The 24,337-nt window shown below is 59.6% G+C and carries 25 protein-coding genes; 13 read left to right on the top strand and 12 right to left on the bottom strand.

The window, feature by feature from the left end; genetic code table 11:
* Positions 1-41: 41 nt before the first annotated feature.
* Genes KZO34_RS11900 through KZO34_RS11890 form a run of 3 tightly spaced genes read left to right on the top strand, consistent with a single transcriptional unit; the run spans position 42 to position 2,432 of the window.
* Positions 42-635, top strand: a complete 594-nt coding sequence (locus KZO34_RS11900) for a TRAP transporter small permease (protein WP_219476668.1) — start codon at positions 42-44, stop codon at positions 633-635.
* 35 nt (positions 636-670) lie between these two features.
* Entirely contained in the window at positions 671-1,957 is a 1,287-nt protein-coding gene (locus KZO34_RS11895; protein WP_219476666.1) for a TRAP transporter large permease, read from the top strand.
* A gap of 34 nt (positions 1,958-1,991) precedes the next feature.
* Positions 1,992-2,432, top strand: a complete 441-nt coding sequence (locus KZO34_RS11890) for a universal stress protein (protein WP_219476665.1) — start codon at positions 1,992-1,994, stop codon at positions 2,430-2,432.
* 2 nt (positions 2,433-2,434) lie between these two features.
* Here the strand turns inward: KZO34_RS11890 and KZO34_RS11885 are convergent, their stop codons facing one another.
* The 3 genes from KZO34_RS11885 to KZO34_RS11875 form a co-directional block, all read right to left on the bottom strand.
* A complete protein-coding gene (locus KZO34_RS11885; protein ID WP_219476663.1) occupies positions 2,435-4,705 on the bottom strand; it encodes a GGDEF domain-containing protein in 2,271 nt (756 codons plus the stop codon).
* Positions 4,706-5,083: 378 nt separating this feature from the next.
* The gene (locus KZO34_RS11880; protein ID WP_219477297.1) at positions 5,084-6,148 is read right to left on the bottom strand and encodes a TRAP transporter substrate-binding protein; all 1,065 of its coding nucleotides are present in this window, start codon (positions 6,146-6,148) and stop codon (positions 5,084-5,086) included.
* 115 nt (positions 6,149-6,263) lie between these two features.
* Positions 6,264-7,940, bottom strand: a complete 1,677-nt coding sequence (locus KZO34_RS11875; RefSeq protein WP_219476662.1) for a methyl-accepting chemotaxis protein — start codon at positions 7,938-7,940, stop codon at positions 6,264-6,266.
* A gap of 223 nt (positions 7,941-8,163) precedes the next feature.
* On the opposite strand from KZO34_RS11875, the gene KZO34_RS11870 reads away from it, so the two are divergent.
* Both KZO34_RS11870 and KZO34_RS11865 read left to right on the top strand, forming a co-directional pair.
* The gene (locus KZO34_RS11870) at positions 8,164-9,516 is read left to right on the top strand and encodes a CHAD domain-containing protein (RefSeq protein WP_219476661.1); all 1,353 of its coding nucleotides are present in this window, start codon (positions 8,164-8,166) and stop codon (positions 9,514-9,516) included.
* Positions 9,500-9,883 carry a thiol-disulfide oxidoreductase DCC family protein gene (locus KZO34_RS11865; RefSeq protein ID WP_219476658.1) on the top strand — a complete coding sequence of 128 codons (384 nt, stop codon included), beginning with the start codon at positions 9,500-9,502 and terminating at the stop codon, positions 9,881-9,883. Before KZO34_RS11870 ends, KZO34_RS11865 begins: the two co-directional genes overlap by 17 nt.
* On the opposite strand, the gene KZO34_RS11860 is transcribed toward KZO34_RS11865, so the two are convergent.
* Genes KZO34_RS11860 through KZO34_RS11850 form a run of 3 tightly spaced genes read right to left on the bottom strand, consistent with a single transcriptional unit; the run spans position 9,874 to position 11,628 of the window.
* A complete protein-coding gene (locus KZO34_RS11860) occupies positions 9,874-10,887 on the bottom strand; it encodes a DUF2235 domain-containing protein (protein ID WP_219476655.1) in 1,014 nt (337 codons plus the stop codon). The genes KZO34_RS11865 and KZO34_RS11860 overlap by 10 nt on opposite strands.
* Before the next feature lie 49 nt (positions 10,888-10,936).
* On the bottom strand, positions 10,937-11,146 hold the full coding sequence (locus tag KZO34_RS11855) for a DUF3565 domain-containing protein (RefSeq protein ID WP_219476654.1): 210 nt from the start codon (positions 11,144-11,146) through the stop codon (positions 10,937-10,939).
* A gap of 8 nt (positions 11,147-11,154) precedes the next feature.
* Positions 11,155-11,628 carry a YchJ family protein gene (locus KZO34_RS11850; RefSeq protein ID WP_219476652.1) on the bottom strand — a complete coding sequence of 158 codons (474 nt, stop codon included), beginning with the start codon at positions 11,626-11,628 and terminating at the stop codon, positions 11,155-11,157.
* A gap of 112 nt (positions 11,629-11,740) precedes the next feature.
* On the opposite strand from KZO34_RS11850, the gene KZO34_RS11845 reads away from it, so the two are divergent.
* Entirely contained in the window at positions 11,741-12,472 is a 732-nt protein-coding gene (locus KZO34_RS11845) for a sulfite exporter TauE/SafE family protein (protein ID WP_219476650.1), read from the top strand.
* A 3-nt stretch (positions 12,473-12,475) separates the two neighbouring features.
* Here KZO34_RS11845 and KZO34_RS11840 read toward each other — a convergent pair whose 3' ends face one another.
* Complete coding sequence (locus tag KZO34_RS11840; RefSeq protein WP_219476648.1) at positions 12,476-13,153, bottom strand: hypothetical protein; 678 nt, start codon at positions 13,151-13,153, stop codon at positions 12,476-12,478.
* Positions 13,154-13,329: 176 nt separating this feature from the next.
* Here KZO34_RS11840 and KZO34_RS11835 point away from each other — a divergent pair, with 176 nt between their 5' ends.
* Entirely contained in the window at positions 13,330-14,688 is a 1,359-nt protein-coding gene (locus tag KZO34_RS11835; protein ID WP_219476646.1) for an HD-GYP domain-containing protein, read from the top strand.
* Here KZO34_RS11835 and KZO34_RS11830 read toward each other — a convergent pair.
* The 3 genes from KZO34_RS11830 to KZO34_RS11820 form a co-directional block, all read right to left on the bottom strand.
* Positions 14,685-15,116 (bottom strand): hotdog fold thioesterase, encoded by a 432-nt coding sequence (locus tag KZO34_RS11830; RefSeq protein ID WP_219476644.1) that lies wholly within the window; start codon positions 15,114-15,116, stop codon positions 14,685-14,687. The two genes, KZO34_RS11835 and KZO34_RS11830, sit on opposite strands and share 4 nt — an antisense overlap.
* Positions 15,117-15,209: 93 nt before the next feature.
* Complete coding sequence (locus tag KZO34_RS11825; protein ID WP_219476643.1) at positions 15,210-16,592, bottom strand: ribonuclease J; 1,383 nt, start codon at positions 16,590-16,592, stop codon at positions 15,210-15,212.
* A complete protein-coding gene (locus KZO34_RS11820; RefSeq protein WP_219476641.1) occupies positions 16,589-17,341 on the bottom strand; it encodes a substrate-binding periplasmic protein in 753 nt (250 codons plus the stop codon). The genes KZO34_RS11825 and KZO34_RS11820 overlap by 4 nt, the downstream gene beginning before the upstream one ends.
* A gap of 195 nt (positions 17,342-17,536) precedes the next feature.
* Here KZO34_RS11820 and KZO34_RS11815 point away from each other — a divergent pair, with 195 nt between their 5' ends.
* Positions 17,537-18,220, top strand: coding sequence for a type 1 glutamine amidotransferase domain-containing protein (locus KZO34_RS11815; protein WP_219476639.1), 684 nt, complete (start codon positions 17,537-17,539; stop codon positions 18,218-18,220).
* On the opposite strand, the gene KZO34_RS11810 is transcribed toward KZO34_RS11815, so the two are convergent.
* Entirely contained in the window at positions 18,221-18,682 is a 462-nt protein-coding gene (locus tag KZO34_RS11810; protein WP_219476637.1) for an acyl-CoA thioesterase, read from the bottom strand. It abuts the gene before it with no gap.
* A 93-nt stretch (positions 18,683-18,775) separates the two neighbouring features.
* Between KZO34_RS11810 and KZO34_RS11805 the strand changes: the two genes are divergently transcribed.
* Together KZO34_RS11805 and KZO34_RS11800 are read left to right on the top strand one after the other, a co-directional pair.
* A complete protein-coding gene (locus tag KZO34_RS11805; RefSeq protein WP_219476635.1) occupies positions 18,776-19,504 on the top strand; it encodes a MotA/TolQ/ExbB proton channel family protein in 729 nt (242 codons plus the stop codon).
* On the top strand, positions 19,501-20,526 hold the full coding sequence (locus KZO34_RS11800) for a peptidoglycan -binding protein (RefSeq protein ID WP_219476633.1): 1,026 nt from the start codon (positions 19,501-19,503) through the stop codon (positions 20,524-20,526). Before KZO34_RS11805 ends, KZO34_RS11800 begins: the two co-directional genes overlap by 4 nt.
* Positions 20,527-20,569: 43 nt before the next feature.
* On the opposite strand, the gene KZO34_RS11795 is transcribed toward KZO34_RS11800, so the two are convergent.
* Positions 20,570-21,682, bottom strand: a complete 1,113-nt coding sequence (locus tag KZO34_RS11795; protein ID WP_219476631.1) for an S-(hydroxymethyl)glutathione dehydrogenase/class III alcohol dehydrogenase — start codon at positions 21,680-21,682, stop codon at positions 20,570-20,572.
* Positions 21,683-21,860: 178 nt separating this feature from the next.
* Between KZO34_RS11795 and KZO34_RS11790 the strand changes: the two genes are divergently transcribed.
* Genes KZO34_RS11790 through KZO34_RS11780 form a run of 3 tightly spaced genes read left to right on the top strand, consistent with a single transcriptional unit; the run spans position 21,861 to position 24,279 of the window.
* On the top strand, positions 21,861-23,186 hold the full coding sequence (locus KZO34_RS11790; RefSeq protein WP_219476629.1) for a DASH family cryptochrome: 1,326 nt from the start codon (positions 21,861-21,863) through the stop codon (positions 23,184-23,186).
* Positions 23,183-23,662 (top strand): DUF6231 family protein, encoded by a 480-nt coding sequence (locus KZO34_RS11785; RefSeq protein WP_219476627.1) that lies wholly within the window; start codon positions 23,183-23,185, stop codon positions 23,660-23,662. Before KZO34_RS11790 ends, KZO34_RS11785 begins: the two co-directional genes overlap by 4 nt.
* Positions 23,641-24,279 (top strand): tRNA-uridine aminocarboxypropyltransferase, encoded by a 639-nt coding sequence (locus KZO34_RS11780; protein ID WP_308318810.1) that lies wholly within the window; start codon positions 23,641-23,643, stop codon positions 24,277-24,279. The genes KZO34_RS11785 and KZO34_RS11780 overlap by 22 nt, the downstream gene beginning before the upstream one ends.
* Positions 24,280-24,337: the final 58 nt, after the last annotated feature.

The raw sequence follows: 24,337 nt of genomic DNA, 5'->3' as shown, positions 1-24,337 counted from the left end.
CCTCCTACCGGTCGGGAGCAGAAAGTTCTGGAGCGGAAGCCATGTCCGAGAACTCCCCGGATCTAGAAGACGATACTGGCACCTACGAGTCTGGCTTGCCCGGGTTTCTGGGAACCATTGACGTATGGATCAGTAAAGTCGAGGCAGTGATGCTGGCCCTCGGCGTCATTTTGATGGCTATAAACACGTGCGTAAACGTCATCGCACGCTATGTGTTTGGTGAAGGCCTTTTCTTTTCCGGCGAGATCAACCGGATTCTGATCATCCTGATTACCTTTGCCGGCATCGGCTATGCAGCCCGCCACGGTCGCCACATTCGGATGTCTGCGGTTTACGATGCCATACCAACGAAAGGCCGCAAGGTGCTGATGATCTTTATCGCCCTGTTTACCTCCCTGACGATGTTTTTCCTTTGCTATTACTCGGTTGGTTACATCGAGACGCTTCACAGTCGCGGCCGAATCCTGCCGGCCCTTGGTTTTGAAATTTGGTGGATCTATATCTGGGCGCCTATTGGCTTTGCCATAACCGGTATCCAGTACCTGCTCACCGCGATCAAAAACCTCACCAGCAAGGATGTCTACCTCTCCACGGGTGTGGTTGACGGCTATTCAGATACCGAATCGGAAGTATGAACCCAGCAGCTGACGCGAGATAAGGAAAGAACACCATGGCAACTATAATGATGTTGGTCATGATCGGGTTGCTGCTGCTTGGCTTCCCGATGATGGTTCCGCTGATCGCCGGCTCGGTGGTTGGCTTCGTAATGATGTTTGACGGCTTTGGCCAGATGGGCACCTTTGTGCAACAGATGATGGGGGGCATCCGGCCCGCGTCACTGATTGCGGTGCCGATGTTTATCCTTGCTGCGGATATCATGACCCGAGGGCAGTCCGCAGAACGTCTGATCAACATGGTCATGGCCTTTATCGGCCACGTGAAAGGCGGCCTGGCCATCAGTACCGCCACTTCCTGCACACTGTTTGGCGCAGTATCCGGCTCAACTCAGGCCACCGTGGTCGCCGTGGGCTCACCCTTGCGGCCAAAGATGCTGAAAGCCGGTTATTCCGACTCCTTCACGTTGGCACTGATCATCAACGCCAGTGACATTGCGTTTTTGATCCCGCCCAGTATTGGCATGATCATCTATGGTGTGGTCTCCGGAACCTCAATTGCCGAGCTGTTCATTGCCGGTATCGGACCGGGTGTCCTGATCCTGTTCATGTTCTCAATCTACTGCCTGATCTATGCCTACAAAAACAATGTGCCCACCGAGGACAAGGCAACCTGGGGACAACGCGCCGTGTCGGTACGCGAGGCCCTATGGCCCCTGTTCTTCCCGGTCATTATCGTGGGCGGCATCTATGGCGGCATCTTCAGCCCGACCGAGGCCGCTGCGGTCTGCGTTCTTTACGCGTTCTTGCTGGAGTTCATAGTCTTCCGATCGCTCAAGCTTGCCGATATCTACCGGATTGCCAAGTCTACAGGTCTGATTACTGCCGTGGTCTTTATCCTGGTCGCAGTCGGGAACGGCTTTTCCTGGATCATCTCCTTTGCCCAGATTCCCCAGGCTATCCTGTCCGCCGTTGGCGTCAACGAAGCCGGCCCGGTGGGCGTATTGGTTGCCATCTGCATCGCGTTTTTCGTTGCCTGCATGTTCGTGGACCCCATCGTAGTGATCCTGGTGCTGACGCCCATTTTTGCTCCGGCCATTGAGTCCACCGGACTGGATCCGGTTCTGGTGGGGGTACTGATCACGCTGCAGGTCGCCATTGGGTCCGCGACGCCACCCTTTGGCTGCGACATATTCACCGCGATCGCGATCTTCAAACGGCCCTACCTGGAAGTCATCCGGGGCACACCGCCGTTTATCTTTATTCTGGTGGCCGCCGCCGGACTGATCATTGCGTTCCCGGACATTGCCCTGTTCCTGCGTGACGTTGCCTTCAGGGATTGACCTGTAATCGGACCGGAATCTTAAGGAGAAAGCTATGTTCAAACGGATCCTGGTCGCCATTGACGGTTCCAAGAAATCCCTCAAGGCGATGGACAAGGCGATTGAACTTCAGAAGCTGACCGACGCCGAGATCTATCTGATTTGCGTTTACAAACACCACAGCCTGTTCGAGGCATCCCTGTCTATCGGACGCCCCCCGGGCATGGATATTCCCGATAAGGTGTTATCGGAGTACGCCAAGGAAGTGGTGGACCATGCAAAGGAACAGGCGAAGTCACGCGGGGCCACCAAGATCCGTGCCTTTGTGAAAGGCGGCCGGCCATCGAAGGTGATCATCAAGTTTGCCGAGGAGAAGGAGGTAGATCTGATCGTCGTGGGTACCAGCGGTACCCACAGCGACAAGGACGGCATTTTACTAGGCAGTGTGTCCCACCGCGTCGCTTCTCACGCCAAGTGCCCGGTGCTGGTGGTCTGAGGCTAGGCGGCCTCGCTTCCCGAAATGCCCACCCGGTTGCGGCCCTCTTCCTTGGCCTGATACAACGCCTGATCAGCGAGACTCATCAGCTGGTCGGGCGTTTCTCCGGTTTCCGGCCAACAGGCCACACCAACCGAGACAGTGAGATGACCCAGGTCGTTACCCTGGAACATGATCGAGGCGACACTGACAGAGTCGCACAGAGAATTCGCGCGCTCTTTCGCGTCCTCGGTCAATGCCCCGGGCATGATGACCACGAATTCCTCACCGCCATACCGACAGACGATGTCGCTCTCCCGGAACTGACGCTGGAGGATCAGCGCCACTGACTGCAATGCCCGGTCGCCGGCCTCATGACCATGGGTATCGTTGAACGGTTTGAAGTGGTCGATATCGATAACCAGCAGGGACAAGGGAAGATGACCGCGCTGGGCCACGGCACACTCGTGCTCGAAAAGCTGGTCAAAGTAACGCCGGTTCTTCAGGCCGGTGAGCGCATCCTCATAGGAAAACTTCTGCAATTCCTCGCGCAGGGCAATGCTTGAGAGCGTGATACCAATCCGCTGGATGGCCTGATCCAGTCCGGCAAACAGTCGCGCCAGGCCGTAGTCATTCTCCTCGGTCGTGAACAGGCCATCACTCTCCAACAGCAGGACGCCCTCTGTCACCACTCCCTCGTTGGCCGACTCTACATTGATCCAGAAGCACAGGGGACCGGCTGATGAGCTATCCGCAGACTCAGGGTTCATCTTGCTGGCATTGCCCGGGGCGTCCGAGGGTCGTGGCAGGCTTTTACCGGCATCCAACACGCGTGGCAATGAGTCTGACTCGCCGCTGTCGCCCCAGCGTGCGACCGGCTCGTATCGACGCCCGGCAGTGCGTCGGTAGAGCACGCCCGGCAACGGGCTGCACAGGTCCGGCGCAGTTCTGGCCAACAGGGCAAAGGCCTGCCCGAGCGTGAGGCAATCCTGCAGGTCCGCAATCATGTCACCCAGGACCCGATTCTTCTCATTCTCGAACGTCAGCATGCGCACACGCGCCTGTTCACGACGGGCCAGGGATTCAGCCCGTGCAGTACGCTCAGCCACCTTCTGCTCCAGAGAAATGGCCAACCGCTTCAGCGCAGTCTGGGTACTGGCGTAATGCCAGAGTGAGATCACGACCACTGCGAGTGAAAAAATCAGCAGCCCCCAGCTCACAGGCACGCGGCTCCAGGGCAGAATGCCGTGGGCCACCGCCATATCGGCGATCAGGAGGGCGCAGAAAATACCATAGGTCAGCACGAGCACCTGCTGTTCCCGCAACATCTGGCGGAACCGACCCACCACCACCGCGCCAATGGCGGCGATGGTCACCAGGAACAGAGCGTCAAACACCGGGAAGGTTGACGACAGGTTGACCACGCCGGCGAGGGACAGCCCAATCGCCCCCACCAGATATCCCAAATGCAGCTTCCAGACCAGGCGAATAAGCCGGGGCCGCTGGTCCACCAGCCATTGTTCCAGCATCAACGCCAGGGCCACTGGCAGCATGTAATAGGAACCGGCAGCAAGATAGTCCCACAGCAGCGGTCGATAGGCGATCAACAGGCTTGCCTGGCTTTCGGCGACCAGCATCACCGCGGCAGCCAGGGCAAACAGGGCAATACTGGCAAAGGTCCTTCGTTCAGTCTGCAGCATGGCGAAGACCAATGCGAGCAGGGCGATCAACGCAGAGAACCCGGCAATTATCAGAGACTCCAGTGAATTTTCCACGATGAACAACACCAGATCGGCGTGGTCCATGATCGACACCTCGCCCCACAATCCGATGTCGGTGTAATCTGAAAACACCCTGAAATAGATCGGCTTATTCTGATACCCCTCGGGTAGGGAAATCGCATGCCAGGGCCACCCCTCAAAGGATCCCCGCCCCTGTGAATCGAAGGTGCCGTACTGATAGATCAGTTCACCACCGAGGTAGACCTGAACGATGATGTCGACGCTGAAGATGTAGAGAATCGGCTCCTGCCACTCACCTTCCGGAAGCGTGACCCGGTACCAGACATTTTCCCGGCCGTTGCGGGCAGGCGGATTGGAAGGGAACCCTATGCTTTGCCACTGGTCGGTGTCTGTCTCGAGGGTCCAGTACGGCACACCGTCGGCATTGAAGGTGGAATCGCCCCAGCGGTATTCCCAGCCATCGGTGACCGGCTGAGAGGCGGCAAGGACTGCGCCCGGCAGAGTAAACGCCAGCAACAATCCGATGATCAGCAGGGGACGGAGCAGATGCATCAAAGGGGCAGGCCCGCAATGTATGAGAACTGGAAGCAATTATAGGCCAATAGACCACAAACTGAGCCAGTCGGCCACTGCTGATCCCAACATTCAATCAATCCGGGATCAGCTCCCTACGCCTTCGTGGCGTCCGATCGTCCCATCACCACCAGCGCCAGCAAAGCCGAGCCGACCATCAGCAGCAACCACAAGGACAGCCGGCCAATCGACGATCTCATCCCGCCTCCACACCGAACACGCTTGCCAGCAGTGGATCCCAGGCCAGTCCCATCGGCGCGTTTTCATGCAGGGACAATAAAAACGGGGCGCGGGGATCGTAAAAATCCCTGCGCCCCGTTGGGACCGGCCATGGCCGGCCGGTTCAGGCGATCCGGCTTATTCGCCGGCTACACTGTCCAGATAGGCCTTGTCCGAAATGTTGGTCCACTGACGGACCTGACGCAGGTACTCACGCTGGGAGTTGATGATCTCCTTCGCAAGCTCATCCTTCTCCGCGGCTTCTTTCAGCAGCTTGTTGGTGGCACCGCGCAATGCCTCAATCACTTCCGGCGGGAAGGTCTTGTGCGTGACATCCGGATAATCTTCCTTCATCCGGTCCCAGGCTACGCCACTTTCGTGGGTGCTCTGGATGTACATGTCATAGGCGGCCGTGCGCATGGCAACGCGCAGAATTTCCTGCAGATCCGAAGGCAGACTGGTCCAGGTTTTCTGGTTGACCAGGAACTGGACTTCGGCGCCTGGCTCCTGCCAGCCGGAATAGTAGTACTTGGCAATCTGGTGAAAGCCCATGTTGAAATCGAGTGCCGGGCCGACCCATTCGAGGGCATCAATCGTGCCGCGTTCCAGGGCACTGTATAGCTCGCCCGGCGGAATGTTGGTCACCGCGACACCCAGCTCGGACATAACCTCACCGGCAAAGCCGGGCGTCCGCATCTTCAGACCCTGAAGATCGTCGACGGAGTTGATCTCGTCCCGAAACCAGCCACCCATCTGGTTGCCGGTGTTCCCCCCCGGGAAGGACAGCAGGCCGTAAGGCTCATACACCTTCTGCATCAGCTCCATGCCCTCACCATGGTAGAACCAGGCGTATTGCTCCGGGGCAATCATTCCGAAGGGCACCGTGGTGAAGAACATGGCGTTGGGGATAGTGCCCTTGTAGTAGTAGGACGCGGTGTGACCCATGTCGTACTGGCCATTCCGAACCAGATCAAAGATACCGAACGGCGCTTTATGCTTGTTGGAGGGGTCAATCCGGATCTGCAGACGACCATCGGACATGGTCTCGGCCATCTTGGCCATGTGTTCGACGGTTTCCCCCAGGATCGGGGAGTTGGGCCCCCAGGTCTGCGCCAGGCGCAGGGTAAATGTGTCCTCAGCCAGGCTGAGCGAACTGACAGAGAACAGCAGCGCAAACGCGGCCATTCTGAACAGGCGAGTCATCATTGTTGGCAACCTTTATCCTATTATTATGTAATGTATTTTTATTGAATCGGACTAATATTAGCTCGGCATGCCACCGCGCGCCAAGGCCTGATCCAGGCCTTGGCGCCGGACCTCAAACCTTGAACTGGCTGACCAGATCTCGCAGGCTTTCTCCCAGCCGTGCCAACTCCTGGCTCGCTTCGTTGGTCTGGGTAACGCCGGTATCGCTGCGCTGGGCGGCGTCGACGATGCGGACCACATTCTGGTTGATTTCCTCCGCGACCTGGCTCTGCTGCTCCGCGGCGGTGGCAATCTGGGTCACCTGGTCGTGAATCTGCCCAACCGATTTCTCGATGGTGCCCAGGGCGCTGGTAGCGTGATTGATCCGTTCCACCGTCTCCGACGAGCGATCCCGGGATTTGTTCATGAGATCAACCGCAGAACGGGACTCCGACACAAAGCCGTCAATCATTTCACGAATCTGGTCTGCGGACTCGGCACTGCGCTTGGCCAGTTGGCGAACTTCATCGGCAACCACCGAGAAACCTCGGCCGTGCTCACCAGCTCGGGCCGCCTCAATGGCGGCGTTCAGGGCCAGCAGGTTGGTCTGTTCCGTCACCGCGTGGATCACATCAAGCACCTGCTGGATGTCATCCGACTTCTCCGCCAGGGCGTCAATGGTGCGCGCGCTTTCCTGGATTTCCTCAGACAGTTTGTTCACCGCTCCCTGGGCGTTGGTGATGGTTTCGCCACCGTCCCGGGCCATGCGATCGGCGTCCGACGCCGCACTTTCAACCTCGTTGGCATTGCCGGAAATCTGCTGGATGGTGGCCGCCATTTCGTTGATGGCCGAGGCAATCTGGTCGGTTTCCGAGCCCTGTTCCTGAACCGAGGCGCGGGTTTCATTGGCAACCCGGCTCAGTTCCTCGGCGGCCGAGGCGACCTGGTCGGTGGTCGCCCCCACCTCGCGGATAGTGTCCTGAATCTTGACCACGAAGGCATTGAAACGACGCCCCAGCTCAGACAGTTCGTCCGTACCGTCCTCGGGCAGACGATGGCGCAGATCGCCCTCACCGTCAGCGATTTCCTGCATCATGTCGCTCACGCCCTTGAGCGGTCGGGTCACCGTGCGGCCGACGAACAGGCCGATCACCAGAGAGATGACCACAACGATCACCGTTACCACCAGAATGAATCCCAGGGTGGAGGCAATGTTGTCCTCGATTTCAGCCCGGGCGGCGGCGACTTCGCGCTCGATGTTGGTTACGTAGACACCGGCACCGATCATCCAGTCCCAACCCGGAATAATGGTGGAATAAGAGACTTTTGGCTCCTCATTGCCCGAGGCCGGATTCATCCATTCATACCCGTAATAGCCATCGCTTTGCGCCGCATCGAACAGGGCGCCCACCAGCTTCTTGAGAGTCGGATTGTTCGTTGGCCCTTCCTTGGTGGGGTCCGGCGCATAGGCCAGGTTGTAGACATCCCGGGTGTAGGCAAAGACGTAATTGGTCTTGTCGAAACGGATGGTTCTGAGACGCGACGCCGCCTCGGCCTTGGCTTCCTCTTCCGACAATTCGGGGTCGTTCTTCGCTTCCAGAACCACTGCCCGGGCGGCGTCGATCAGATTCTTGAGTCCGGCTTTCCGGGATTCCAGAAGGCTGGTTTCAAGCCGCTTGAGTTCTGCTTCACCACTGGCCTGGATCTGGCTGACGGTGATCCAGGCGATGGTCGCTGCGGTGATCAGTACCGGCACCAGGACGGCCAGCAACAATCGGGTGCGGATGCGCAGTTTGTTCAGCACGTTCATTACAACGATCCTCGGGGATTGGGTAGAGTTATGGATTATCCACAGAGATGCGTTGAGCACTGTTCCAGTTTGTTAAGACCGGTTTACGCACGAAACAGTGAAGGTCGTGCGTGTTGACACTAGACTGGTACTGTCCACGCATATTCAGCTAATTAGGGTATCGACGGTATTGTCCAATTCTTGAGCGCGGTTTCGACCAATGTCTTAGTGCCAGGGTTCTAGCATGAAGCACCTGTACCTGATCCGACACGCCAAATCCAGCTGGGCCGACGACACACTGCGCGACCGGGCGCGGCCCCTGAATGCCCGGGGGCAAAGCCAGCTGGCACCCCTGGGCCGGGCCCTTGCTCATCACGGTGGTTTCGGTGGCCAGGTTTACGCCAGTTCAGCAACGCGGGCGCAGGCGACACTTGAGGGCATCCTGCCGGCCGCATTCCCCCCGGAGCGGGTACACGTCTGCCCCGATCTCTACACCTTTGATTTCCGTCGTCTCGCAGAATGGTTACAGGACCGGGATGGGCAAGGCGCGATTGCGGTCATTGGCCACAACCCGGCCCTCCTCGAGCTGGCCCAGTGGCTGCTAAAACGCCCGCCCGAGCAACTTCCAACGGCCAGTTTCGTGCACATTCGCATTCCTGTTCGCCACTGGCACGAACTGGCCGGGGGCAAGGGCAAACTGGAAACGCTCCTGACACCCATCCAGTTCAGCTATACCCATTTCGCCCGCAAACTGAAAAAGCGACCGGATACCGACGGCGCCCGACCGGGCAGGGATATTCCTGCAGCACTCCAACACCAGCTGGCGCTCATGCAACAGCTGACACCGGGGGTGATCATAGGACTGGATGACGAGTTTCTGCACCAGTACCGCATTGCCATTCGCCGCAGCCGCGCCATTGCCGAATCAGTTCAGGAAGTGACCAACAACAAACTGCTGGCCAAGGCCATCAAGCAACTGAAACGGAACGCAAACGCGACCAGTCGACTCAGGGATCTGCACGTATTCCTGCAACAGCTGCCATGGTTATGTTCCGCCAATGATGAACTGCGCACCGCATTGCAGACCTATTTCGAGAGAGAGGCGGATGACGAACACCAACAGCTGGTAAAAAAACTGACCGGCAAGCGCTACCTCAAGAGCCTCACCGACTGGCAGGACCGGATAGAGTCCCGAAAACTGGAAAAACTTGCCGCATCACTGAGCCATAAAGACATCCGAAAGACCGCCCGGCGACGTATGGATGAAATCAACAAACTGACTGCGATGCTGACCAGCGTCTCGCCCGATGAGGATTTCCATCGACTGCGCAAACGGTTGAAACGGACGCGCTACCTGATGGAACTCGACAGGGCGGGCTGGAAGCAGCCCCTGAAGGTTCTGAGAGAGCGCCAGAAACATTACGGCCATTTCCAGGATCTGCACGTTCAGATCGAGTTGCTGGAACAGTTCCGGGGCGACGCCCCGGAGATTCTTCCGGCGGCCCTGGGCGCTCTGAAAGCCAGGCTGGAACAGCAAAAAGCAGACGTCCGAAAGCAGATACTGGCCCTTGGAGGACTTGATGGAGCCCCGATATGACACCCTGTTCTACGACGGTCGCTGCCCACTGTGTGCCCGCGAGATCCGAACTCTGCGCAAGCTTCAGGATGGCAACCTGATCTTCGCGGACATCCACGAACAGCATGGCAACAACCCGCTGGTGCCAGACCACGAGGATCTGCTTCGCCGCCTTCACCTGATGACCCCGTCCGGGGACTGGGTAACCGGTCTGCACGCCAATGTGCGCGCCTGGTCACATACCACTGTGGGCTTCCTGTTCAAGCCCCTGCTCTGGCCTTTGGTCTTCCCCATTGCCTCGCGAATTTACGAGAACTGGGCGGACCGCCGGTACGAGCGAAAGTACGCCTGTGCCATCGGCGCCAACGACCACGGTCATCAACCCTGAAATCCGACCTGCTCCAGATTGGGTGGGCGATAACCCGGATCGAGACGCCAGCGATCCTTCACCGATGGGTGGATCGTGGTCTCAACATCGGCGACTTTCAGGGGTCTGATCAGCGGTTGGGAAAACCGGAAAATGTGCCGCCGGGAATTGTGCAGTTTCGCCCGAGCGTCCGGCCTGGCCGCAGCCGGCAGGTGCGGCTCGATCTCCAGGCCCGCCGCCCTCGCCTCCTGCACCATCCAGTCCAGGGCAATGTCCGAGGCAAACAGACCGCCCTCGTCCGCCGGATACCCGCCACCGATGTCGCTGTGAGAACCGGCAAACCACACCTGTTTCAGATCGAGCCCCGGCCTCGGGCGCCACAGGGTGGGTTCGAAATCCTCCCGGCGTTCATCAATGGCAAGTGCGTGTCGCGCCACCCGAACGTTACTGCCGAGTTTGGTGTCATAAAACTCGTCCTTACGATCAAACAATCCCAGCAATGAAAACGGCACGCCGAGTGCACCGACCGTGTCCCACACCCCGACAAAATGAATCTCGCGGGACGGATGACTGTGCTCAGCCCGGAATTTCAGGGACTCCGCACCGGCCGGCGCATACTCCTTGCCCGTTTTCTTGTAGTGGTCAAAGGCTTTCTGGATAAGCCGCGCATCGGGCCGCTTGAGGATGCCACAGTTATTGATAAGGCCACACAGGGAACGCACCGTGTAGGCACCTCGGCTAAAGCCAAAGAAATACAGTTCGGTGTCGGGCTCATAGTTCTGAACGATGTAGCGGTAGGCATCCATGATGTTCTTGTGAATGCCCCGGCCCGTTGCACCACCAATCACGGCGTTGTAGTAGGAGCCAATGCCCCAGTCGTAAAACACATGCTGGGGCCAGCCCCTGGCGGTCAGCGGGCTGATGGCCCGGGCCATTCGCAGAACATTGGTGGGAACGTCTTTATGCAGGTCTTCTTCGGGACGATTCCAGGTGCCGTCAGCACAGATGACGAGGCGCTCGACCATGGCAGACTCCTTTGCCACCAGAGTGATCAGAGTTTGACCAGATTATAGCTTATGGCTGATGGTCCGGCGGCGCAGCCTGGTCGCATTTCTTGCAGTCCAGCTCGAAACCCAGCATGGATTGCCGACCCTCTCGCGTCATCACCCAGGGCCTGTTAACCCAGGGCGGGTCATGGCGCACATGCTGGTTGTGACCGCACGCCAACTGGGCAACCCAGTGACTCTCCTGGTCCCGGTGGTAGCCGGTTATGGGCTGTTTCATGGCAGCTGTTATCCAACCTTCAAGCAACAGGTCTTGTACTTTCTTCCACTGCCGCACGGGCAAGGCTCGTTGCGCCCGGGCTTCAACGGGCCTTCGCGGGTATCGCCTGCCACATAGAACCACCGGTCCTGTTCCCGGACGAATTCCGAATGCTCCTCCAGATAACCCCAGCCACTACCGGCACGGTAGAGCGCCCGGAAGTGCACCATGCCGGCACGCCCTTTTTGGGAGCTGCCAAGGATTTGCAGCGACGCCCAGTCCGGCGATTGCTGCAGATTGAGGGTGTCCGGACGAGTACTGGTGTGCCAGCTAGTCAGCAGATAGTCCGTCAGGCCCAGCACAAAGGCACTGTAACGGGAACGCATCAGCGTTTCCGGGGATGCGGCCGGCTCGCCCAGGTGGTAGGGCTGACAGCAGGTGCCGTAGTCCTGGCCAGAGCCACAAGGACAGGTTGTCTGATCGGGAGAAGGTTGGTCTGTCATCAGGGATCGCCCGTCTTTCCACTAAGGTCGGATGAGGAATGACAGTCTACCAGTTCCAACCCCTTACCTGCTGTGTTATCAAGGCAGATTCCCCCATGCCCGGTGACCTGACTTGAACGAACTAAGCCTGCTGCAGATACTGCTTGCCAATCTCGCCATCCTGGCCGGAGCGTGCCTCCAGGGCGTGGCTGGCTATGGCATTGGAACGCTCTCTGCACCGCTGCTGTTCCTCGTCAGCCCTCTCTTTTTACCGGGGCCTTTAATTCTGAACGCCACGATCCTGACGATCTTCATGCTGATTCGCAATCGCGGTGCTCTGCAGGTGCGCCAGGTACGTTTTGCCATTGTTGGAGGCGCCATCGGCACGGTACTGGCGGGATTGACGCTGCTGGTTCTGTCCCCCAAGGGGTTCGAGTTGATCTTTGGCGTCCTGATCCTGACCGGCGTAGCTCTCAGCATTGCCGGCCTGCGCCCGGCACTGAACGCTCCCAATAGCATCATGGCAGGCGCTGCCTCAACCTATATGGGCACCATTACCGCCGTGGGCGGACCACCCATTGCCCTGATCTACCAGAATGAAAAGGGCCCCCTGGTCCGGGCCAACATGTCCGCATTCTTCCTGATGGCCAGTTTCTTGAGTCTGGCCGCACTGCTGTTCTCCGGCTATCTTGGCCTCCGTGAGCTGCAACTGTTTGGGCTGACCTTCCCCGGCGTCCTGATCGGGTTCTGGCTGTCCGGACGCCTGGTCAGCCGCATGCCCTTTGACGGGCTTCGACCGGTGATCCTGGCCATTGCAGCCGTAGCCGGGGCGGCTGCCCTGGTCCGCGGCCTGCTCTCGCTGTAAAGGTCAGTCCACCCAGAACCTTACCCTGAACCGGCTCTTGCGCCACAGCCGCGCCAGCAGAAGGGCATGCACGTTGATCAGCAGGGCGAATACCCACTCAAAAGCATCGTCTGTCCGGCTGTAGAGGGCTGGCGCGACGCCATTGAGGATCACAGAAAGGATACCGATGGCGAGTGTCAGCTGGCACAGGCCGAGTAACCACTTGCCGTCGCCACGCCATACCGGGTGTTCCCGGAGCGCGGCACTGATGAGCAGTTCGCAGAGAAAGGTCAGGGAAAGGTAGAGTACAACGCCGATCCGTCGCATGAGGTTGAAGCCTTCGCCCTCATGACCAAGCGCCACCGTGTACGCCGCCAGGGCGGCGCTGGCGACCAGCCCCAGCCAGGGCACCCAGACAATAGCCGCCGACCGCACGCCAAGCTGCCTCAGCCATCGGCCATTGAACCACCAGAACAACAGCCCGAGCACGGACGCGGGCAGCATCGCGCCCTTGAATATGAAATAAGCGGTGCCATGACGCCCGGTCCGGCTGATGCTGGTGCAGCTATCCCAGTACGGAATACAGAACGAAACATGCCCCTCCAGAACAGAGACAAAAAAGGTCACGTGAATGGTCAGCATCGGGATCAGACCGGCGGCGAGCGCCAGCCACCAGAGCCGAACACTGTTGGGGTCGGTCATGGCGGAAGCCCTTGTTCGTTCCTGACAGCAGACAATGATTAGCGTATCGGCCAACGACAGACTAACCTATTGAATGAATGTTATTTCACCAGATTTTACAGGCCGAGTCGTTCGTTTCGGAGGGATTCCCTTCAAAATGGAATCAAGATGCAGTCAGGGATGACCTGGAACTTGTTATGGGCACACCTCATCAAGAAATCGTAGAGACCTGTATTGATGTCGCTGACCTGTCACTGGGCATGCACGTCGTGCGCCTTGACAGGCCCTGGGAGGAAACAAGCTTTCTTTTGCAGGGCTTTGTAATTCGCGACGCTTCCGAGATCGAGGCACTGCGTTCAGAGTGTGAGTTCGTATACATCGAAGGCCGCTTAGAGCGGCCCGAATCCGTCCCACCACCCCGTGACAGCGAGCGCACCCGATCTCCCGGGGGCTTTTTCGGTTTCTTCAAACGCGGCAAAAAAGCGGCGCCTCCCAGGGCAGAGCCGCCCCCGAAAGTCCCCCCTCGCCGGCGGGTCACCTACATCAACAAGGTGGACACCGGCACGGAAATGAAAACAGCGGTGATCCGGTTTGAAGATGCCCAGAAAACGGCCAAGTCGATCATGTCCGGCTTGCGGCTGGGACGAACACTGGACCTGAACAACGCCCGCACGGTGGTCAACGGCTGCGTCGAAAGTGTACTTCGCAACGAAAACGCCCTGTTGCTGCTGACCAAAATCAAGAATCAGGATGAGTACACCGCCGAGCACTGCATCAACGTCTCAATTCTGTCGGCGGCATTTGGCAAGCATCTGGGGCTTCTGGAAGGCGAAATCCGCAACCTGGCGTTGTGTGGTCTGTTACACGATGTGGGAAAGGTAAAGATTCCTGACGAGGTCCTGAACAAACCGGGGGCACTGACACCGTCCGAGTTCCAGGTGATGCGCGGGCACACCACACACGGCCGCACCATCCTGATGGGCACCAGCCAGTCCCTGAATACCGCCGTGGACGTCGCCTACAGCCACCATGAACGTGTCGACGGCCAGGGTTACCCCCGGGGCCTGAAAGCCCGGCAAATCCCCTATTTCGCCAAGATCGTCGGACTGGTGGACACCTACGACGCCATTACCAGCAACCGGGTGTACGATACGGGCCGGGCCTCCATGCAGGCACTGGAAATCATCCACAAACACCGCGACAGTCAGTTCGACAGGGAACTGGCAGAGGCGTTTATCCAGATGATTGGCGTCTACCCGCCCGGCTCCATCGTGGAAATGCTGAACGGCGAGGTGGCCATCGTGGTGGAAACGCATCGCAAGCACAAGCTGAAGCCGAAAGTGCTTCTGGTACGCGAAGTGGACAAGACCGTCATGACGCCGTTCAGACCCCTGGACCTGATGCGGGCGCCGCGGGATGAAAACGGACAGCCCTACCAGATCGCGCGGGAGGTGCCGGACGGCAGCCATGGTATTGTGCTCAAGGACTTTGTCGACGACGGCCTGATTCTTTCAGCCCCCGTCCCCGACGAGCCGGACGAGATGCAGAGCCCCTAGAGTTTCGGACGCCGGGTCACGGCCATGGTCAGACGTGAGATACAGGTGGCCTTGCCATCTTCGTTTTCCAGGCGGATTTCCCAGACCTGGGTGGCACTGCCGAGGTGGAGGGCCTTTGCGGTCCCGTACACCCAACCCGTGCTGACCGGGCGCAGGTGATTGGCGTTAATGTCCAGGCCCACGGCCACGGTTTCCGGATCTTTCAAACAGCAGTTCGCGGCCATGCTGCCCAGCGTCTCCGCCAACACCACCGAGGCGCCACCGTGAAGAATCCCGAACGGCTGCACAGTGCGCTCGTCCACGGGCATCCGCCCTTTCACGTAATCGTCGCCAACCTCCAGGTATTCAATCCCCATGTGGGCCACGGCCGTGTTTTTGCTGGATTCCTTGAGGAAGTCCAGATTTGGTGTGCGGGTCCAGATTGCCATGGTACGTCGGCCTCCATAAAACAAATGTTGTAACTGATGAAGGCCCAGTCTAACCAGATAGGATGCGAACGACTATCGGAATTTGGTCTGCGATCAGTCGACCCGGACCAACGTCTGTTTGTCCCAGCCTAATCGGCCGGTCTCGGCGATTTGCCGGCGCATGCCCGGCACCGGGCGGATCATGAACAGGTCACCATTGCGGCCGACCAGCGTTCGGGCCACGCCACAGCCTTTGGCAATGTCCGCATGGGTATCCATGTGCTCGGCTTCACCGTGCACCGGAATGGCAATGTTCGGCCGGACCCACCGGTACATGGCCTGCAATTCCTCCTGCGCGGGGTGGCCGGAGGCGTGGATTGGCACGGCGGAATCCTCCGCGGTAATCACCGTGACGCCCATGCCCCGGAGCTTGCTGATGAGGGCGTCGATGGCCTCTTCATTGCCGGGAATTGCCCGGGCACTGAAGATCACGGTGTCCCCCGCTTCCAGTTCGAAATCCGGATGACTACCGGCCGCCAGCCGGCGCAAGGCGGTACGCGGCTCGCCCTGACTGCCCGTGGCCACCGCCAGCACTTCAGCCCGGGGCAGGTACCCCAGGTGAGAGGGATTGATCAGGCGATCGGCGGCATCCCAGACGCCCGCCGCCCGCGCCGCGCCACTCATGTTGATCAGCGAACGCCCCAGCAGGCCCATGTAGCGGCCGGTTTCCCGGGCAATCAGACCGAGGGTATGCAGGCGGGCGATGTTACTGCCAAAGCAGGTAACGACGACCCGCCCCTCCGCGGACCGCACCGCCCGCAGCAGCCCCTCATGCAGCGCGGCCTCGGAAATGGAATGGCCTGCCACGGTGGCGTTGGTGGAATCGCAGACCATGGCAGCCACACCTTCATCGGCCAGATCGGTGAAGGTCTGCCGGGAATAGCCGTGCCCCACCAGGGGATGGTCATCCAGCTTCCAGTCGCCACTGTGAAAGATGTTGCCGATACCGGTGCGGATCATCAGGGCGTTGGGGTCCGGGATGGAATGGGTCAGCGCCAGCCACTGCACGTTGAATGGACCAATCTGCCGGCTCTCTCCGGTCTCCACGACGATGATCGGCACCCGGTGCAGGAGATCGAACTCCGCCAGTTTCCGGCGCAGTATCTCGGCGGTAAACCGGCTGGTGTAGATCGGACACTGCAACAGCGGCCAAAGGTAGGGCACCGCGCCCACGTGATCCTCATGGGCGTGGGTAATGACCAGCCCCGCCAGCTGGTCCCGGCGGTCGGCAATAAACGCCGGATCCGCCATCTGGACCGGGGGCTCGCCCCGATGGTGCACGGTGCCATCGGCTGCAATGCGACCGGGTTTGGGAAAGGTCACGCCGCAATCCACCATCAGCCATTGGCCATCGTGGCCATAGAGATTCAGGTTCATGCCAATTTCGCCGGTACCGCCAAGGGGCAGGAACCAGAGATCGTTGTGGTCCGGGGTCATGGTGACTCGGTTTCCAGGTATTTCAGAACAAGGTCCTCGTAGGTTCCTTCCATTTCCATGAGCTTGAAGGCGGCCCGGATGTCATCGGCGTAGGCCAGGGCTTTCGATTTTTTCGATACCGCAATGTACGAGCGCTCGCCCGGGACGAAGAAGGGCGAGATTCTGGCCGTCACATCCAGTCGATCCACAATATACTTCCCCACCAATTCCGGCACGATCACCACGTCCACCCGCCCCTTTTCCATCATCAGGATCAGATTTTCGTATCGCGGGGCCCGCTCTTTCATCAGCTTTTCGTCTTCGTCGAAACGGGGAAAATAGCTGGAACCGTCCAGGACGCCGATCACCCGGCCGTACAGATCGGAATATCCTTCAATCCGGTGGGTGTCGGTCTGGTAGAAAAACAGACGACGCTCGGGTGGAAAGGCCGGAGCAACGAACTCCAGAAAACGCTCCCGCTCCTCGGTTTGCAATGGCCCCAGCACGATGTCCACCTGGCCCTCTTCCGCCAGGCGCAGCACCCGTCGAAAGGGCGCCTCCCGATAGCGCACATTCCACCCCAGCCGGGTCGCAATCCCCTCGAATATCTCTACGTAAAGACCGGTACGCTCGCCGTTCTTGATGATTCGATAAGGTGGCGCGTGATTCACTCCCACCGTGACCGTCAACGGCTCGATGGTTTCCGTGCCCTGCTGCGCCCATACCGGCATAGCGATGAGCGCAAGCATCATCAGTATCAATGCTCGCATGCTTGTTGTCCTTCCATGAATGTCTCGCACGTACTGCCTGAGGTTATCAGACAATACCCAGTATAGCCCCCGGCAGATCTGTCGTGGCGCGATCGGCGTACTGAACGGTTGAATTTGCCTGACCCGGCACAACCTTGGTTCACAGGCGCAGTTGATATTTGCCATTCATTCGTCAATGCAAAGGACGGACTAACTATGAAGATTCTGATGGTTCTGACTTCCCATGATCAGATGGGCGACACAGGCCACAAAACCGGCTTCTGGCTGGAAGAGTTCACTGCCCCCTACTACGTCTTCCGGGACGCCGGCGCCGAACTTACCCTGGCGTCGCCGAAAGGTGGTCAGCCACCGATCGACCCCAACAGTGAAACCGAGGACGCCCTGACCGAGACCACCCGTCGGTTCCAACAGGATGCCCATGCCAAGGAGTCGCTCGCCAGCACCAAGAAATTGAGCGACGTGGACATGAACGACTACGACGCCATCTTCTATCCAGGCGGCCATGGCCCGCTGTGGGACCTGGTCAACGACCAGAAATCCGTCGAACTGATCAAGACCGCGTACGAGCAGGATAAGGTCATCGGCGCCGTCTGCCACGCCCCCGCCGTGTTCCGGGACGTGGAAATAAAGCCCGGCCAGAACCTGGTTGGCGGTCGCAATGTCACCGGCTTCAGCAACAGCGAGGAAGAGACCGTGGGCCTGACCAACGTGGTGCCGTTCCTGCTTGAGGACATGCTCAAGGAAAAGACCGGTACTTACTCCTGCGGTGACGATTTCACGCCCCACATTGTCGTGGACGGGAAACTGATCACCGGACAGAACCCGCCTTCCTCGGAAGGCACCGCCAAGGCCGTGATCCAGGCCCTGCAGGGAAGCTGATCAGCGCTCCTGAACCTGTTCCCCGGCGTGACTGATCAGCACGCCGGGGGCTCCTGCCTCAAGCAGCCCTCTGATGTTCTGCGGTACCGCCACCTTGGCCATCTGCGATGGCTGGATCATCACATAGGTGATGTCGGCATCGGCAATCAACCGGTCATCGCCGAAACGATAGAACTCAAGATGCAACGTGAATGAGGTGTTGCCAATGCGCCCGGCCCGAATGCGCGCCTCCAGCACGTCATCGAACGTCGCCGGCGCTTTCCAGTTTACCGTCAGGCTGACCACCTGAATATCCAGATCCTGATCCAGCAGGCGCTGATAATCGCCAAATAACGTGCGAATGTATTCGTTGACGGCGATATCCACGAAATCCGCATAGCGGGCATTGAAGACAACGCCCTGAGCGTCGCATTCGCCGTAACGGACGCGAAAACGGAAGCGGAATGGCGGATCGGTGTGCATAGAAACCTCTGTTAATACCCGGCAATGTCAGCCACAGCATCTCATATTCTGTGCTACGGTTTTCAGGAACATCTCAAAAGGCTAGCCACTTCGATGAGCAACCCCAAGCACACTCTTTTCTGGATGACGCTTTTTCTGGCCGTTGTTGTGGTCGTCGGCGCATTGATTCACAAACCCCTGGCGACCGCGTTCATGGCGAACTGGGTCTTCAACCTGTTAATAGTCGGGGTGCTGATCGTCGGTATCGGGCTGACCTATCGGCAGGTCTTCATACTGTTCCCGGAGCTGCGCTGGATCTCCCAGTTCCGGACCGGGCACTCCGGGCTGTCGGTGCTGCAGGAGCCGCGACTGCTCAAGCCCCTGGCCCGCCAACTCGGCGAGGAGTCCAAACGTGACCGGTTCAAGCTCTCTACCCTGTCCCTGCGCACGGTGCTCGACGGCATTCACTCTCGAATGGACGAACAGCGGGAAATCACCCGCTATTTCATCAGTCTTCTGGTCTTTCTCGGCCTGCTGGGGACCTTCTGGGGCCTGCTCGGCACGATTAACGCGGTGGGGGATGTCATCGCCAACCTCGACATGGGCCAGGGCGATTTCGGCACGGTCTTCGCCGACCTCCAGTCCGGCTTGCTGACGCCACTGCAAGGCATGGGTACGGCCTTCAGCTCGTCCCTGCTGGGTCTGGGCGGCTCCCTGATTCTGGGTTTTCTGGACATTCAGGCCGGCCACGCCCAGAACCGGTTCTATGACGGTCTGGAGGAGTGGCTCACCGGTGTCACCAACCTGGTGGACATCGCTGACGAAGACGACCTGCAATCATGATCGGATCCAAGCGCCGGGCCCGCAGCACCACCAATGTGTGGCCGGGCTACGTGGACGCTTTGTCGGCCCTGCTGATGCTGGTCATCTTCATGCTGCTGATCTATGTGGTCAGTCAGCTGTACCTGTCCCAGACCCTGTCCGACCGCAACACCGAACTGGCCCGGCTGAACCAGCGCCTGAACGAAATCTCCCAACTGCTGGGCCTTGAACGGAGCAGGTCCGAAGCCCTGGAGCAACAGATCAGCGCGAGCCAGGAACGCAGCGAAGACTTGCAGCAACGTCTGGACATGACCCGTAACCAGTTGATGCAGCAGACCGCCACGGCCGAGGCCCAGTCCGAGCGACTGGCAAACCTGAGTGACGAGGTCTCGGAGAAGGACGAACTGTCGGCCAGCCAGCAGGCCATGATCATGCGGCTGTCGAACCAGATCGCGTCACTGCAGGCCCAACTTCAGCAGATCACCGCCGCCCTGAAGCTTCAGGAGCAGGAAACGGCGGAAAAAGAGGGTGAGCTGGAGGAGGTCAGTCGCCGCCTGAATACGTTGCTGGCCGAACGCGTCAACCAGCTCGAACAGTATCAGTCGGAGTTCTTCTCCAGGCTGCGGGACATTCTGGCCGACAATGAAAACATTCGTATTGTGGGCGATCGCTTCCTGCTGCCCTCTGAACTGCTGTTTGCCTCGGGTTCGGCGGAGCTCGGCCAGGACGGTAAGCGGGAACTCGACAAGCTTGCCCAGGTGCTACTCGATGTGGTGGGCTCCATTCCGGACGACATCGACTGGATTCTTCGAATTGACGGTCACACCGACCTGATTCCCATCAACACCCCCCAGTTTCCATCCAACTGGGAGCTGTCCACCGCCCGCGCTGTGGCTGTGGTCCGCTACCTGGCCGATCAGGGCGTGCCGGAGGACCGGATGGTCGCTGCCGGCTTCGGGGAGTTTTTCCCGGTGGCCTCTGGCACATCGCCGGAAGCGCTCCAGAAAAACCGGCGCATCGAACTCAAGCTGACGGACCGGTAAGCGCGGCCGGGGCGGAACGTTTGCCACCCCGGCCAGGGTCCGGTCAGAAATGAATGACCGAGCGGATGCTCTTGCCTTCGTGCATCAGGTCAAAGGCCTTGTTGATGTCTTCCAGCGGCATTTCATGGGTGATGAACACGTCCAGCGGAATCTCGCCCTTCTCGGCTTTCTCCACGTACCCCGGCAGCTCGGTACGGCCTTTCACGCCACCAAACGCCGAGCCTTTCCAGACCCGACCGGTCACCAGCTGGAACGGGCGGGTGCTGATTTCCTCACCGGCACCGGCGACGCCGATGATGATGGATTCACCCCAGCCCTTGTGACAGCACTCAAGTGCCGAACGCATGAGCTGGACATTGCCGACGCACTCGAAGGAATAGTCCACACCGCCGTCGGTCATCTCCACGATGACCTCCTGAATCGGCTTATCGTAGTCTTTCGGGTTCACCACGTCCGTGGCACCCAGCTGTCTGGCGATATCGAACTTGCCCGGGTTAATGTCGATGGCAATGATCCGGCCAGCCTTGGCCATGGTGGCACCGATAATGGCGGCCAGGCCAATACCACCGAGCCCGAAGATGGCTACGGTTGCCCCTTCCTCCACCTTCGCGGTGTTGAGCACGGCGCCGATGCCGGTGGTGACGCCGCAGCCCAGCAGACAGACCTTGTCCAGCGGAGCCTCCTTGGGGATCTTGGCAAGGGACACTTCCGGCAGGACCGTGTATTCAGAAAAAGTCGAGCACCCCATGTAGTGATACAGCGGCTCACCCTTGTAGGAGAAGCGGGAGGTGCCATCCGGCATGACGCCCTTACCCTGGGTTGCCCGTACCGCACCACACAGATTGGTCTTGCCGGAGGTGCAGAATTTACACTTGCCGCACTCGGCGGTGTACAGCGGGATCACGTGGTCCCCCACGTTTAGGCTGGTGACACCCTCGCCCACGGCCTCGACAATTCCACCGCCCTCATGCCCGAGGATGGTCGGAAACAGGCCCTCTGGATCGGCACCTGAGAGCGTGTAGGCGTCGGTATGGCAGACGCCCGTCGCAACGATGCGCACGAGGACTTCACCCGCCTGCGGCGGGGCGACGTCGACTTCAACGATTTCTAGCGGTTTGTTGGCCTCAAAGGCCACCGCAGCGCGGGATTTGATCACCTGAAAACTCCTCTGACAGAAACCAGGACCGGGAACGACACGGGTTATCACACCATTCAAGCAGGTGCCGGGTTGATTGGCCAGAAGGCTTTTATCGTGCCCGACTGAAATAATCTTATGTAGAGTAGGAGACGTACTTTCAGTATTCGCCGACTGGACAGGAAAGGAAGGCAGGACCTTGCACACTCTCTACTGGTTTACCCGGGATCTCCGGTTGCACGACAACGCCGCTCTGCTCGCGGCCTCAAAATCCGACATGCTGCTGTGCGTCTACCTCGTGGATCCGCGCTGGTTCGCCCCCGGGCCACTGCAGAGCCAGGCTATGGGCGATCATCGCTGGCGTTTTCTCTGGCAGAGCCTGATGGCGCTGGAGCGCAACCTGAGACCCCTGGGCCAACGCCTGCACATCGCCTTCGGCCAACCCGAGGACGTGGTTCCGGAACTGGTAAGAGCCCACCGCATAGCCCGGGTGGTTCGTTCGCGCCAGCCGGGCACCCAGGAAGCGGGCCAGTGGCAGACGATCAAGGACCGGTTGCCCGACACCCTGTTCCAGCAATTCGAGACCCTGAGCCTGTTCACCGAGGGTTCCCTGCCCATGGCTCTGGCGGACCTTCCCGATACCTTTTCACAGTTCCGAAAACAGGTTGAGAAAACGGGAGAGCGCTGCTCGGAACGCTTGCGTATACGGACCCTGACAGCCCTGCCGCCCGCTCCCGGGTTCCCCGATGATAACCGGGGTGAGTGCCCGCCCATCGCCGAGCCACAACACCCGCTGTCCTTCACCGGGGGCGAAGAAGCGGGACTGGAGCAGCTGCGGCAATTCCTGTTCGTCCGGCATGCCATTGACGACTACAAGGAGACCCGCAATGCCCTCGATACCTGGGACGCGTCCTCCAAGTTCTCTCCATGGCTTGCCAATGGCTCGCTGTCGGTCCGGGAGGTGGCGGAAACCGTCGCCGACTATGAAAAGAGCGACACCCGGAACGAATCCACCTACTGGCTCTGGTTCGAACTGCTCTGGCGGGAATATTTCTACTGGTATGCCCTGAAACACGGCGCCAACCTGTTCCGTCGCGACGGCGTTCAGCGCAAGCGCCGGCCGGTCACGTTTTATGGCCACCGGTTCATGGCCTGGTGCCAGGGCAATACCGAATACCCCCTGGTCAATGCCGCCATGAACCAGTTGCGGGAAACGGGCTATATGAGCAACCGGGCCCGGCAACTGGTGGCGAGCTGCTTCGTCAACGAACTGGAACTGGACTGGCGCTATGGCGCGGCATGGTTCGAGCAGCAGCTGATCGACTATGATGTAGCGAGCAACTACGGCAACTGGCAATACCTGGCTGGCGTGGGCGCCGATCCCCGCGGACTGAGACAGTTCAACCTGGACAAACAGGCGAAACAGTACGACCCCCTGGGCACCTTTGTCGACCGGTGGGGTGGCCACGCCGACCAGCCCGTGGGATTACACACAGTGGACGCAGCAGACTGGCCCATTTCATGACGACACCCCGGGAAATACTCGCGCGCATCATCGACTCGACCCAACCGGAAACACTCCTGTGTTGCGGAACGGTCGCTCACGACGTGGCACAGATCTGGCAGCAGCATAGGGGCGAGGCCCGCATCCGGAGTCTCGACACCACCGACCCGAATGCTTCGTTACCGCTGGACACGGTGCAGGATCTGGCTCTGATTTCGGATACGCTGGAGCACCTGCCGCACGATGAGGGCGCCCTGCTCCTCGGCCAGCTGCGCAATTACGGCACGCACCAGATTGCCGTGCTGGTTGGCGAGACCCCGGACTGGGCGTTTACCGATTTCATTGGCCTGGGTTTCCGGCGCCATGCCGAACTGCAGGGTGACGGCGGCAGCTTTACGCTGTACACGTACAACCTCGACACCTACAACCACAAACGGGCCTGGAACAACCCGGATAACTGGGCCAATCCGGAGATGTGGGGCAAAGCCTGGTGGTAAATGAAGCCGGGCCCAGACCCCTTTGCCGTCGCTGCCATCGTCACCGCAACATCTGTGTCTGTGACGACTGCGCCGTGGTACCGAACCGGACCCCGGTAACCGTGTTACAACATCCCTCGGAGGTCGACCGAAGCAAGGGCACGCTGCCCATCCTCGAACGGTGTCTCGACCGGCTCCATGTTTTCGTCGGAGAAACTCCCAACCAGTTTCGCCAGGCCGGATTCAGCCCCGGCGCATGGCGCCCAGGGACCGCCCTCCTGTTTCCCGGCCCGGGTAGCGAGGCTCTGGAGCAGGCCGACCTGCACGGCATCGAGCACTGGATCGTGCTGGATGGCACCTGGCGCAAGGCCGCAAAACTCCTGCACCTGAACCCGGGTATCGGCGGACTGCCACGGTTTCACTTCGCCAACCCGCCACCATCCCGGTACATCGTCCGCAAAGCACCGGGAGAACACCACCTGTCAACCGCCGAAGCAGTGGCTCACCTGCTCGGTATTGTCGAACCCGGCCTCGACACAGCCCCCATCAACGAGGCCATGGCCGCGTTCGTTGAGAAACAGCTGGCACAGATTCCGCCGCACCTGAGAGATCGGTACTCGACCCCGGGGCGTGCCTGACTCACTGGAAATAGCCCCGGGCTTGGGCGATCATACGCCCAGACCACATCGCCCGCGC

It is taken from the genome of Marinobacter sp. F4206, from assembly GCF_019392195.1.
GTDB lineage: Bacteria > Pseudomonadota > Gammaproteobacteria > Pseudomonadales > Oleiphilaceae > Marinobacter.
This window is presented reverse-complemented; position numbering and strand designations above follow the sequence as displayed.

What these genes read in the sequence shown, in the direction of transcription:
- KZO34_RS11900 (WP_219476668.1), top strand. Translation starts at nt 42, where the DNA reads ATGTCCGAGAACTCCCCGGATCTAGAAGACGATACTGGCACCTACGAG.
- KZO34_RS11895 (WP_219476666.1), top strand. Translation starts at nt 671, where the DNA reads ATGGCAACTATAATGATGTTGGTCATGATCGGGTTGCTGCTGCTTGGC.
- KZO34_RS11890 (WP_219476665.1), top strand. Translation starts at nt 1,992, where the DNA reads ATGTTCAAACGGATCCTGGTCGCCATTGACGGTTCCAAGAAATCCCTC.
- KZO34_RS11885 (WP_219476663.1), bottom strand. Translation starts at nt 4,705, where the DNA reads ATGCATCTGCTCCGTCCCCTGCTGATCATCGGATTGTTGCTGGCGTTT.
- KZO34_RS11880 (WP_219477297.1), bottom strand. Translation starts at nt 6,148, where the DNA reads ATGACTCGCCTGTTCAGAATGGCCGCGTTTGCGCTGCTGTTCTCTGTC.
- KZO34_RS11875 (WP_219476662.1), bottom strand. Translation starts at nt 7,940, where the DNA reads ATGAACGTGCTGAACAAACTGCGCATCCGCACCCGATTGTTGCTGGCC.
- KZO34_RS11870 (WP_219476661.1), top strand. Translation starts at nt 8,164, where the DNA reads ATGAAGCACCTGTACCTGATCCGACACGCCAAATCCAGCTGGGCCGAC.
- KZO34_RS11865 (WP_219476658.1), top strand. Translation starts at nt 9,500, where the DNA reads ATGGAGCCCCGATATGACACCCTGTTCTACGACGGTCGCTGCCCACTG.
- KZO34_RS11860 (WP_219476655.1), bottom strand. Translation starts at nt 10,887, where the DNA reads ATGGTCGAGCGCCTCGTCATCTGTGCTGACGGCACCTGGAATCGTCCC.
- KZO34_RS11855 (WP_219476654.1), bottom strand. Translation starts at nt 11,146, where the DNA reads ATGAAACAGCCCATAACCGGCTACCACCGGGACCAGGAGAGTCACTGG.
- KZO34_RS11850 (WP_219476652.1), bottom strand. Translation starts at nt 11,628, where the DNA reads ATGACAGACCAACCTTCTCCCGATCAGACAACCTGTCCTTGTGGCTCT.
- KZO34_RS11840 (WP_219476648.1), bottom strand. Translation starts at nt 13,153, where the DNA reads ATGACCGACCCCAACAGTGTTCGGCTCTGGTGGCTGGCGCTCGCCGCC.
- KZO34_RS11835 (WP_219476646.1), top strand. Translation starts at nt 13,330, where the DNA reads ATGGGCACACCTCATCAAGAAATCGTAGAGACCTGTATTGATGTCGCT.
- KZO34_RS11830 (WP_219476644.1), bottom strand. Translation starts at nt 15,116, where the DNA reads ATGGCAATCTGGACCCGCACACCAAATCTGGACTTCCTCAAGGAATCC.
- KZO34_RS11825 (WP_219476643.1), bottom strand. Translation starts at nt 16,592, where the DNA reads ATGACCCCGGACCACAACGATCTCTGGTTCCTGCCCCTTGGCGGTACC.
- KZO34_RS11820 (WP_219476641.1), bottom strand. Translation starts at nt 17,341, where the DNA reads ATGCGAGCATTGATACTGATGATGCTTGCGCTCATCGCTATGCCGGTA.
- KZO34_RS11815 (WP_219476639.1), top strand. Translation starts at nt 17,537, where the DNA reads ATGAAGATTCTGATGGTTCTGACTTCCCATGATCAGATGGGCGACACA.
- KZO34_RS11810 (WP_219476637.1), bottom strand. Translation starts at nt 18,682, where the DNA reads ATGCACACCGATCCGCCATTCCGCTTCCGTTTTCGCGTCCGTTACGGC.
- KZO34_RS11805 (WP_219476635.1), top strand. Translation starts at nt 18,776, where the DNA reads ATGAGCAACCCCAAGCACACTCTTTTCTGGATGACGCTTTTTCTGGCC.
- KZO34_RS11800 (WP_219476633.1), top strand. Translation starts at nt 19,501, where the DNA reads ATGATCGGATCCAAGCGCCGGGCCCGCAGCACCACCAATGTGTGGCCG.
- KZO34_RS11785 (WP_219476627.1), top strand. Translation starts at nt 23,183, where the DNA reads ATGACGACACCCCGGGAAATACTCGCGCGCATCATCGACTCGACCCAA.